Origin of the sequence: Alteromonas sp. 14N.309.X.WAT.G.H12 (assembly GCF_036697315.1) — a bacterium.
GTDB lineage: Bacteria > Pseudomonadota > Gammaproteobacteria > Enterobacterales > Alteromonadaceae > Alteromonas.
The window spans coordinates 69,682-80,977 of sequence record NZ_JBAHZB010000006.1; the positions used below are offsets into that span (position 1 = coordinate 69,682).

The following is an 11,296-nucleotide window of genomic DNA, read 5'->3' on the forward strand; positions in this document are numbered from 1 at the left end:
AGAAAGCATATTAATGAAAAAATTCGCCGTCAGACTTCGAAAAGAATGGGCAGATGCACTCAGATATTCGCCATGGGTACGAAAGACATTTCGCAAATGGTTTGAATTTAAGGGTGACAGAGCATCGAGCCCTGAAGACCGTCTTGATTACTACTTCAAGGCGGCGACATCATTGCTTTCCCCCAAGGAAGATACCTTAAGCTGCAAAATCAATGACGTGATTGATGAGATCCCGGATCTTTATCGATGGACCACAGCCCGTTATCAGGAACCTCAGACCGTGGTATCCAAGGGCATTATCATTAAACCCTGGGTGAGTGAACTGGAAAAAGGGGTTATCTACGTTAGCTTCGAAAAACACCTTATTCGACTGTTAAATACCGCTGATTTTCAAGCGTTGCAAAAGCAATTTATTATTGTGTTTGCACCAAGCTGGAGTCCACCGCATTCGCCCGCGCTTTTTACCATGCCCCGTTTGTTGGAAGAAGACGGTCTGTTTAGCACCATCAGCAATGCTGACGATCATGCGTATATGAAACGGATCTCTCCTCGCATCAAGTCCTTGCACCTATACGCATCCAGTTGGGTTAATACGGATAAATTCGTCAGTCGCCCCGCCGTCGAAAAGGACATCGATCTGTTGGTAATTGCAAACTATGGTACTTTTAAGCGCCATATCGCGCTGTTTAAAGGCTTAGCAGAACTAAAAACGCCCCTTAAGGTCACCTTGATAGGCCAAGATGAGCCAGGTCGCACCATTGAACACATTAAACAAGAAGCCGCATTGTACGGTGTCGCGCACATGATTGATTTTGCCGGCCCCCAACAGTACAGCCAAATTGTTGACTATTTAGCCAGAAGCAAGACCTCAGCGATATTCTCAAAACGTGAAGGTTCATGTGTGGTTGTCGTTGAATCCATGGCAGCCAATGTGCCCGTTGCCGTTTTTAAAGATGCGGCAATAGGGTCAAAAGAGTTTATTAACGAGCAGACCGGCATGCTGTTAGACAACGACAATGTGGGGGCGCAATTAACCCAGTTTGTACAACGAGCGGACACCTTTACACCGCGAAAATGGCTTATTGATAACCAAAACACCTACAAAGGTAGTGTAAACTACTTAAATACCGAACTTAAATCGTGGCACGAAAAGAATCATAAACCCTGGACCCAAGACATACTCACGTTAGAGCGAAGTCCCTTGGCCACCATTGGAAATCCTGACGAATTAGCCACCATGCAACAAGAACAACAAAGGGTTAAAAAGGAATTTGGCCTTTGGATTGGTAGGGAATAAAAACGTGAAATTATTCGATATAATCAAAACCGATTTAGATTACAAAAAGAAGATCTTCGCAGATGATGGTGCGCCGGTTTCCACGCTGCGTTTATTTGTCATTGATGGCACCGGAGCCAATATTCTTTTTCGCTTATCCCATGCCTGCGCTGCCACTAAGTGGCTCAAGCCTGTTGCGTTAATTTTCCAAACCGTAAATCGCTGGTTCAATGGCTGCGTTATTGGCGTTAACGCCTCTTTTGACCAAGGATTGGTACTGATGCATCCCGTTGGCGTTGTCATCAACAGTAAAGTCCGTGGCGGCAAAAACATTGTTATTGAAAGCGGTGTGGTCATTGGTGATGAAAAAGGGCAATCTCCGGTACTCGGCAATAACCTTTTTATCGGTGCCGGCGCAAAAATTATTGGCAATGTGACCATTGGCGATAACGTAAAAATTGGCGCCAACGCCGTGGTAGTAAAAGACTTACCTGATAACTGCACTGCCCTTGGCATTCCAGCTAAACCACGGGAGATATCATGATCGTACTGGCGTGGTTATTTTGGCTTAGCGCAGGGGCAATCATTTTTACCTATGCCCTATATCCTGTCTTACTCATTATTATCAGTAGTCTATCCCAGGCAATACGTGACACTAGATTTGTCTTAAACAAAGACAGTCGGCGCAAAAACGCCCGGGATTTACCCGAGGTTACCGTTATTATTGCCGCCTACAATGAACAAAAGTGTATCCGCCAACGGGTAGAAAACCTGCTGTCTCTCGACTATCCCGAAGAAAAACTGACCATCATGATCGGCTCGGATGGAAGTCAAGACGGCACCAATGACATCTTGTCTGAATTTCAGGATCACCCCAGAATGAAGGTGTTTTTATTTGAGGAAAATCGAGGGAAAATCAACGTACTTAACGATTTACTCAACCGTGTTGAGACGCCATTTTCAGTTTTTTCAGATGCGAACACCTGCTTTCAAAAAGACGCCATCACCCGTTTAATGGCAGACTTTCATGATGAAAATGTGGGCGCCGTCTGTGGTGAGTTAGAGTTAGTGGACCCGTTTTCCGGCAAAAACAAAGACAGTCTGTATTGGAAGTACGAGCAAGTGCTCAAGTTCCATGAAAACCGAATCAATGCCATGCTAGGGGCAAACGGCGCAATCTACGCCATCCGTACAAACCTTTATACCCCTTTGCCTTCAGATACAATCATTGATGATTTCTGTGTCTTTATGAATATAGCCAAACAAGGCTATCGCCTTACCTATAACCCTGAAGCCCGTGCCATTGAAGAGATTGCGCCAAATCTGGCAGAAGAAGCCACTCGGCGCATACGCATTGGCGCCGGTAACTATCAAGCCATGACTCGGTTGTTATGGGCATTAAATCCATTTATTGGTTGGCGTTTTTTCAGCTACTTCAGTCATAAAATACTACGTTGGTTTGTGCCACACTTTATGTTGATTTGTCTTGTCAGCAGCGCCTTATTGGCCTTACAAAGCTCCTTTTACGTTGTTTTATTGGCAATACAGCTTATGGTGTATGCACTCTTTTTGTTTGGTCAATCAACCCAACACAACACTGACGGGAAAATTGCCACCCTGATTAACCTCATCACCTTTTTCGTTTCAATGAATATTTCGTTGGGAAGAGGATTTATTTTATTTATGACATCTCGTTTGTCTGCAACCTGGGAGAGGACCGCCCGTTGATGATTTTCTTGTTTCTGTTTTTTCTCGCGATCACAACTGTTCTAGCCGCTGCGGCAATACTGATCTACAAAAAAGATATGCATACCTGGATCTTAGGTTTTTGTCGTCGAAAGAAACCTGACGTGAACGGCATTGAAGGCCCAACCCACGTGATGTTTTGCTTTGTTGATCACTACGAACCCCAGTGGAAAAACAAAGACAACATTGACTTAGAGCGACAGCGTGTAGATAGATGGATGAAGGATTATCCAATCATGGCGAGTCAATTTACCGATGCAGACGGATATCATCCTAAACATTCGTTCTTCTTCCCAGAAGAGGAATATCGCCATGAACATTTAGCCAAGCTGTCCGATTTGTGTGCCCGCGGGTTTGGTGAAATCGAAATTCACTTGCACCATGACGATGACACCAGTGAGAATTTACGGCATACATTAACCAATTTTGCCCAAACCTTACACCAGGAACACGGTGCCCTTGCCATTGACCCAAAGACCAATCAACCGGTATATGCATTTATTCATGGCAACTGGGCATTGGATAATTCCCACCCTCAAGGGCATTGGTGTGGTGTCAATGATGAGTTGATCGTACTTAACGAAACCGGTTGCTATGCCGACTTTACCTTCCCGTCTCCGGATGCCACCCAGCCTTCCATGCCCAATACCTTGTATTACGCGAAGGATGATCCTAATAAACCCAAATCCTACGACAAGGGCGTTGAAATGACGGTGGGCGGTAGTCCGTACGGCGATTTACTGATTTTACAAGGCCCATTAGGATTCAATAAAGAACAGTCAAAATTCGGGGTTTTACCGAAAATAGAACGTGCTGATATCCGTGAAACCTGTCCACCGACACCGGGACGTGTGGACAATTGGGTCAATACCCACATTCATGTGGCCGGTCGTCCAGAATGGATATTTATCAAAATTCATACGCACGGTGCCCAAGATATTGATATGAATTGTTTGCTTGGTGAACCGGTAAAACGCATGCACCAACACCTTACCACCCAATACAATGACGGTGAAAAGTATAAGCTACATTACGTTAGCGCAAGAGAGATGTATAACATCACCAAAGCGGCTGAAGCTGGAATGAAAGGCGATCCCAACGACTATAGAGACTATCTACTTCCTAAACCCACTTTTAAAAGGATGTAACGTGGATTTAAAACGGATTCAGATGAAGATTGAGTCATTAATGGGATTAACCGGCCATCGCTGGAAAAATACGCCAAATGGCTTGTACAGTATCAATCTTCATCGAGTGGGTGATTTGGAAAAAACGTCGGGGGATCCCAATGTTTTTTCCTGCACAGAAGAACAATTGTCCGCGCACCTAGCCTTTATGAAAACACAATTTGATATTGTGAGTTTAAATGAAGTCAAAGAGTTCATAGCCCAGCCGAGCTTATTGAGTAAACGTCGTTGCATGACGATTACCTTTGATGACGGCTATGCCGACAACTATGAGTGTGCCTTTCCCATATTAAAAAGCCATAATGTACCGGCGGCTTTTTTTATAGCCACAGGATTAATCGGCAATAGCGTGCTGCCTTGGTGGGATAAAGTGGCCTACATTCTCAAACATAAGCAGTTAAAACAGGTGCAACTAAAATCTTGGAAACACCCGGTCTGCTTTAAAGGGGACATGAAGCTCTTTATTCGTCATGTGCTAAAAGAAATAAAAGCCACGGGTATGGAGTTAGAACAACAAATCCAAGAACTCGAAGAAATTTCCGCTTTTCAAGGGCTATACCCTACCCCTGAATTTATGGATTGGGAACAGCTTAAGTTAATGCATCAACAGGGCATGACTATCGGCGCCCATTCTCATCACCATTATATTTTATCGGCATTAACCGATGAAGATATTCTCTTTGAGTTACAGCATTCCAAGCACCTTCTTGAAAAGCACTTAGGTATCAATGTCAATGCCTTTAGTTATCCGGTGGGCAATCAGTCAACCTATAATGACGGCGTCATTGAAGCGTTGAAGTCCTCCGGCTACGAACTTGCCTTTAACTTTCGTCCCGGCGTCAATTTTCACATTGATAAAAAGCGCTACGATCTCCATCGTTTCCCCATTGAACCTAACATGACGCCAGACGACTTCAAACAAATGGTTTCTTATGCCAAGGTCTACTAAAAAACCGGTCATCCTCCACTGTGTTAGTAGCCTGCAAGTGGGCGGTGCCGAAAAATGCGCAGTGAATCTTGCCCTCGCCCAACACAAAGCAGGTTATCAGGTTGCCGTTTTATCCTTCGGTAAGACCTCTGATCCCTTTTACAGCACACTGACGAAAAATAATGTGCCAGTACATTGTATTAGCGGCAATATTGTTAGTCGCTGTGTACAAGTAAAGCGATGTTTTCGTGATTATTCATTTATCCATATACACTCCCCTGCGGTAATAAGAGCCATTGCCCCCATCGCGTTACTTATTCGTGGCAAGCATATTATTTACACCATGCACGGCGAGCATTCTGCCAAGCTCAAAGGAATGAAATTTGCCCATACGCTGGCAAATTTGTATTTAAAAGGGAAATATGCCGTATCCAAACGGGTACAAGAAGGTGTAAAAGCACGCTACGGATGGCCTGTTGCCGAGGTTAAGGTGATCTCCAACGGCATTTTGATCCCTCACCGTCCCCAAAAACCCCAAGGGAAACATACCGCGCCCATACGTTTTGGTATGGTGGCTCGACTGGTTCCCTTAAAACAGATTGATCAGGTCATCGATGTCTTTGCCGGTATTGCAAAATCGCCAACATCTTTGCCTCTTGAATTACATCTATTTGGTGATGGGCCAGAAAAGCCAAATCTGCAAAATTTGATCGCGACACATCAGTTAGGCGACTGTGTAACCCTACATGGCAACGAACTTGATGAAAATAAAATATACGCACAGTTTAATTGTCTTATCATCAATTCGAATACCGAAGGCCTGCCCATGGTATTGCTAGAGGCCATGGCAAGAGCCTTACCGGTAATTTCCACCCGTGTCGGGGCGATCCCTGAGATTGTCGAAGACGGTAACACGGGGATACTTATAGATGTTGGCGATAAAAAACAGTTAACGGAAGCCATTCACACACTGTTAAAAAATCCGACACTTTATGAGCAATATGCTGATAATGCTTATGATTATGTACAACAGCATTACTCCGTAGACACTATTTCACAGACCTATCTTGCTTCGTATTTTCACAAAGAGTAATTGGCAATGGCACAAGCACCTATCCTTTTTTTCTCTAACCTTTACCCGGTGAGCTGGGATCCCAATCGTGCGGCGTTTAACTTTCAGCAAACCCAATGCATGGAACAGCACGCTGAGGTGACTTACCTTGTGCCTGTCCCTTTTCAAGAATGGTTTAGCGAACGGGTGTTAAAACGACAGAAGCAAAAAGCCGCCGTTACCACATTTCCATTTTTCTATCTCCCGGGTACCGGACGCCGCCTTTATCCGTTGTTGATGTTTCTCTCTGCGATCATTTGCGTCATTCCTTTGCTTAAATTTATGGCCGCCAAACGGGTCATTGCCAGTTGGGGATTTCCCGATGCGGTATGTGCTGCATGGTTCAAAAAGTTGCTGGGGTTTGCGCTGATAATTCAGTGCCATGGTAGTGATATCAATGTGCATATCGCCCACAGAGCAAGACGCAAACAAATGCTGTGGGCGTTTAAGCAGGCCCAATGTGTGGTGACTAAAAGTCAGGCAATGGCCAATCTCATCTTGCAGTATGATCCCACGATCCACGCCCAAGCGATTTACAACGGTGTGGATTTTGACCGCTTTCAAGTACGAGAGCAGCCAGAGAATACGTCCCCATTAACCTTATTGTTTGTAGGCTCAATCATAACAACAAAAGGTATTTTTGAGCTTATCGAGGCCGTCAGTAAGCTTAAAAGAGAAGGTTTGTCCATTTGCCTGCACATAGCCGGAAAAGGGGCCGAAATGGACAAGTTGCAGATGCTCGTCAACGATTATGTCCTTAGTGATGATGTGGTGATCCACGGCTCTGTACCCCATCAAAAAATCGCCACTCTTATGTCTCAGTGCCACGCATTAATCCTGCCGAGCTACCGAGAAGGGGTGCCGAATGTCATGATTGAATCCTTGGCCTGCGGAATGCCGGCGCTGGTGACGCCAGTGGGCGGTGTGCCAGAAATACTCAATGACGGCAATAATGGAATTATCCTGGCGAGTCACCAGGTAGAAGATATCTGCCACGGTATCCGCCGATTTACAGCGTTAACCTGGGACGCTCACGCCATCAGAGCCTCTATCGACCATTTGAACTGGGAAAATAACGTTACCCAAATACTCGAGCAATATTAAAAAAGGCCCAATACGGGCCTTTTTTCTCGGTTGATAAGCGGCTTACTGCGCTGTTACACCACATTCATCTAAGATAACGTGAGTGGTATCTTCCAAAGGTAACAAGGTTTCCGGTTTTTCAAAGGTCTGACTGGCTTTATATACCCAAAAAACACCATGGGGATGATGCATCCCGCTTTTTAGGTTATCCGCCAAATAAAACACGTCACTAAACGCCATATCTTTCCCTTCTACCCGAATGGTCGCATTGCTTTCTACCGGTTGATAAATACGACAACCACCAAACACATCCTTGCCTTCCAATCTAAGGGAGAATAGCCCTTCACCGTCATAGGTCACGGCTTTAAGTGCTTCATAATTCGCAGCCGCCGCTGCTTCTGAGTCACAAATGACATGGAATTGGTGGGACATCACTGGGCTGATCTTCTCTACCCCGGTTAAACCAAATTTTTCTGTCAATATGGACATTTGATGAGGACGATAAAAACGCTTGCCACCTTCAGCGTCTTTTTCAGTATAGGGTTGCTGACTTAGCGCCGATGATAAGATAATCGTGGTATCGGGTTTGGCTAAATCAAACACCTTGCCGATGAGCGCATCATGATTTTTGTACGCATATAAAATGGCATCGCCGTATAAATCGATCTCTTTTTGAGACGGCTTCATCGGGAAGCGTTCTGGCTCCATATAACGCCAGAATTTATGTTGAAAGTGCGCCGTACTGTTGGAGAAGAAGGTTGCAAAACTGGGCGAATGTTTTTTATAAACATGGGCAAACACGTCAAACTGCAACCAATCCAAGATGGTGGCTTTTTTCCATCGATCATCCGCTTTGGTGACTTGCTTAATGACGATGTCAGCCAGACGTTTTACCGTAGACAAGCTAAGACCATGTTTTAGCATAAAGCCCAAAAACGCTAGGTTGTCTTTTAACGACAGACGATGATTGGCGTTAGTATGCTCCTGAACATTGGCCCGTACGAAATGGTAAAAGGGTTGCAGTTCTTTAGGCGACGCTTCTACATCAATGCTCCACGGATCTGGCAAAACTAATATATTGTTATCATTAGGATCCCAGCGCACATTCATACTGCCACACAGCCATGAATCTTTGCCGTTCTTTGACAATATATCCCAAATGCTGTCATGTTCTAAGTTTTGCGCCTGTCCTAACCGAAACACTTTGTGCTTTTCAAAGGGCAACCCCGTATGCAAGGTGACCCATTGGATCCAGGGTTCTAAATACTCCACATCACAACGTGCATCGGTGGTATAGGCTTTTGAACTACCGTAGAGTTTGGCAAAATTAGGGAGATGTCCTTGCGCGATGAACTTATCTAAAAGCGGTGGGCACAATTCGTTAAACTCAAGTAAAATGACGTTCTGATTTTCCATAATGCTATCTCTAAGTACGTTCCTAAGTATCGCCACGTCTTTTTACAACTTATAGGACTTGCTGGCGTCTTGCTCTAATACTATAGTACTCGCGATTTTGTATAGAGTTCCAGCAATATTTACAATATTCCCCCCCAATATTGTTCATTTTCACTTCAATCATTCTAAAGTAGTAGTCACGGGAAAAATTTATTCGTGGCATCAATTCAACCACTTGTCGTATTTAACGCATCTATTCTCATATTAGGTATGCTATCAAATACCTTTACCGCAGTGGATCTACGTTAACGTTTCCTCTCAATGTAAAGAGGATCTTGACATGAAAATCTGTCATTCTTTAATCAATATTTCGTTTATATTTACAGCCCTTTCTTTTGCCGAATTTGCCGCCGCCGATAACTGTTCTGTTGCGGATCTATCCGCGGGGATCTCAGGTAAAGAGCTAGAGCCTTTATTAGAAGGAAGCCCGGGTGCAAGTGTACATAGCCAATGTGTGCAATTTATCAATGTCCCTGCTGATACCACTGTGGCGCCCTACCGACGTGAATCATTGCTCATCGACGGCCAGACCAACACCACATCAACGGTGGACATAACCGAAGGCATGACGGTGGCAATTAATGGCGAGGTACTCGCGGAAGCCGGTGACTCCCAAGTACTGCGATTTAAATTGCAGTACTTTGACGCGCATAGCGCCTTACAAACCGTGTACTACCGCTGGCATGTCATCACCGAAAATCCAATGAATAATGAATTTTGTCCATCCCTGCCCCTTTCTGGCCAATTCAATATTCCCTATTCTGTTGAAGAAGAAGGCACCGACGGCACCTCCTCCATCTGCTTATCGGTCACTGATCCCGGTACCTTGGCATTTAAGGAGTCAGGTATTGAAGTTTCAGTCAACGGCATGGCGAAAGAAGCTCTACCTGTGGTAGTCGATGCCGGAGACACATTGACCTTGTGGCAAGTAGAAGATAAAAATTCCATCACATTTACGTACCATGGTGATTTTGCGCGTATGGACGGCATCTCAACCGGTATGGAATGGATCACGGTGAATGATTTGGGTATTAACACTGAGTCCGGCTCAGAGGATGATCCCATCGACACCACCGAACCCACCAGCTTTCCAATTAACGCCAACCCAAATCTCTTTGCAGAATGCCGAGAGGTGAGCTTGTACATAAGAGAAAATGGAAAACGCGCCCAACGGGGTACCATGCTAGCAACCAGTCTGGAACTTGCGCCGGCAGAGGCCGTCACATCGGAATGTATCGAATTGGCCGACCTTGAAGCCCCCGTAAAAGTCAGTCACAGAGGTGATGCGTGGTTTGCCGTCAACGGCACTGATTTTCAGCAAGGTGAAGTGGAACTATTTAATGGTGATCGCCTTGTTGTTGGTTATATCACGCCCTCGGAATATGGTGTGGCACAAACCCAGCGATTAAATATGGAGCCCACCGCACAAGCAACCAATTTGGATAAGTTTTATATAAAATGGGATGTACAAACCGCCAATACGGCCAGAGAACCCACTGAATGGCACATCGAACCCGGTACTCAGTACGAGCAAATTGAAGACATTGCTGATCAGCTCGTGGCGGGGGACGTGGTCAAGGTGATTGGCGGCAATGTATATGACCCCTTTATTTTAGAAGGAATAAGCGGGACCCGGGAACAGCCAATCCGAATTGTGGGCATTCCCGTGAACGGCGAACGCCCCATCTTTTCTGGTAGCCATAGTAGCTGGCCCTGGACCATTGGCGTACGCAGTTCTCACAGTATTTATCTTGAAAATATTGAGATCACCGGCGCCGACACCATTTGTTTTCGTCATGAAGCCGACGATATCACCCTGACAAATGTGTACCTCCATGACTGTATTGTTCACGGCATTTTAGGCACCGATGCACTATCTGGCAGTTTGACAATCACAGAATCAGAAATCACCGCGGCAGGTGGAAAACATGAAGGCCGCCCTTGGGGTCATGCCGTCTATGTCGCCACCGACCAATTCCGCTTTCCGGGTAGCACACTGACCATTACCCATAGTTTTTTACACGGCAATAAAGGCAATACCATTAAATCCCGTGCAGAAAAACTGGCTCTCTATTACAACTGGATAGAAGTAAACGATCTTGAGCAAGCCAAGTATGCTGTGGAGCTTATTGGTCCTGTGGTGGATACCCGTCATCCCATACAACAGGATATAACCGGTAATCTGTTTTGGTTAGGCAAAGATTTTTACGCCATCCGTGCCGGTAGTGACGGCACCGGCGGCTCAAAGGGCATCGTGCGTTTTACCAACAACACCGTTATTCATGCCAGTGACACGGACAGTTATACATTTCTGCGGCTCGATCATGAAATGACGGCCCTAGTCCTTACAAATAATGTGTTTATAAAGAAAAACCCAGCCGCCATCTACACCTTGTTGCGCGACAATGTACCCAAAAGCCGTTGGACATACGGTGAAGAGATGATTTACCTCAACAATAATGTTGTGCCCCTCGATACCTACATTAATTCAACCAACCTCGACCCACGAC

9 protein-coding genes are annotated in these 11,296 nt (G+C 45.2%); 8 read left to right on the forward strand and 1 reads right to left on the reverse strand.

The window, feature by feature from the left end; translation table 11 throughout:
* The first annotated feature begins 13 nt into the window (after positions 1-13).
* The 7 genes from V5298_RS04470 to V5298_RS04500 are packed head-to-tail and all read left to right on the forward strand — an operon-like array spanning position 14 to position 7,352.
* Entirely contained in the window at positions 14-1,297 is a 1,284-nt protein-coding gene (locus V5298_RS04470; RefSeq protein ID WP_332930272.1) for a glycosyltransferase, read from the forward strand.
* Positions 1,298-1,301: 4 nt separating this feature from the next.
* A complete protein-coding gene (locus tag V5298_RS04475) occupies positions 1,302-1,820 on the forward strand; it encodes a serine acetyltransferase (RefSeq protein ID WP_332930273.1) in 519 nt (172 codons plus the stop codon).
* Positions 1,817-3,004 (forward strand): glycosyltransferase family 2 protein, encoded by a 1,188-nt coding sequence (locus V5298_RS04480; RefSeq protein WP_332930274.1) that lies wholly within the window; start codon positions 1,817-1,819, stop codon positions 3,002-3,004. Before V5298_RS04475 ends, V5298_RS04480 begins: the two co-directional genes overlap by 4 nt.
* Positions 3,004-4,170, forward strand: a complete 1,167-nt coding sequence (locus tag V5298_RS04485) for a hypothetical protein (RefSeq protein WP_332930275.1) — start codon at positions 3,004-3,006, stop codon at positions 4,168-4,170. Before V5298_RS04480 ends, V5298_RS04485 begins: the two co-directional genes overlap by 1 nt.
* A 1-nt stretch (position 4,171) precedes the next feature.
* Positions 4,172-5,158: a polysaccharide deacetylase family protein gene (locus V5298_RS04490; protein WP_332930276.1), complete on the forward strand. Its 987-nt coding sequence runs from the start codon at positions 4,172-4,174 to the stop codon at positions 5,156-5,158.
* A complete protein-coding gene (locus tag V5298_RS04495) occupies positions 5,142-6,230 on the forward strand; it encodes a glycosyltransferase family 4 protein (RefSeq protein ID WP_332930277.1) in 1,089 nt (362 codons plus the stop codon). Before V5298_RS04490 ends, V5298_RS04495 begins: the two co-directional genes overlap by 17 nt.
* Positions 6,231-6,236: 6 nt before the next feature.
* The gene (locus V5298_RS04500) at positions 6,237-7,352 is read left to right on the forward strand and encodes a glycosyltransferase (RefSeq protein ID WP_332930278.1); all 1,116 of its coding nucleotides are present in this window, start codon (positions 6,237-6,239) and stop codon (positions 7,350-7,352) included.
* A gap of 42 nt (positions 7,353-7,394) precedes the next feature.
* Here V5298_RS04500 and V5298_RS04505 read toward each other — a convergent pair whose 3' ends face one another.
* Positions 7,395-8,747, reverse strand: coding sequence for an alkaline phosphatase family protein (locus V5298_RS04505; RefSeq protein ID WP_332930279.1), 1,353 nt, complete (start codon positions 8,745-8,747; stop codon positions 7,395-7,397).
* A gap of 319 nt (positions 8,748-9,066) precedes the next feature.
* Here V5298_RS04505 and V5298_RS04510 point away from each other — a divergent pair.
* On the forward strand, positions 9,067-11,296 hold a 2,230-nt coding region (locus V5298_RS04510), incomplete at its 3' end, for a hypothetical protein (RefSeq protein ID WP_332930280.1).

Coding starts and splice junctions, on each gene's coding strand:
- V5298_RS04470 (WP_332930272.1), top strand. CDS start 14: ATGAAAAAATTCGCCGTCAGACTTCGAAAAGAATGGGCAGATGCACTC.
- V5298_RS04480 (WP_332930274.1), top strand. CDS start 1,817: ATGATCGTACTGGCGTGGTTATTTTGGCTTAGCGCAGGGGCAATCATT.
- V5298_RS04485 (WP_332930275.1), top strand. CDS start 3,004: ATGATTTTCTTGTTTCTGTTTTTTCTCGCGATCACAACTGTTCTAGCC.
- V5298_RS04495 (WP_332930277.1), top strand. CDS start 5,142: ATGCCAAGGTCTACTAAAAAACCGGTCATCCTCCACTGTGTTAGTAGC.
- V5298_RS04500 (WP_332930278.1), top strand. CDS start 6,237: ATGGCACAAGCACCTATCCTTTTTTTCTCTAACCTTTACCCGGTGAGC.
- V5298_RS04505 (WP_332930279.1), bottom strand. CDS start 8,747: ATGGAAAATCAGAACGTCATTTTACTTGAGTTTAACGAATTGTGCCCA.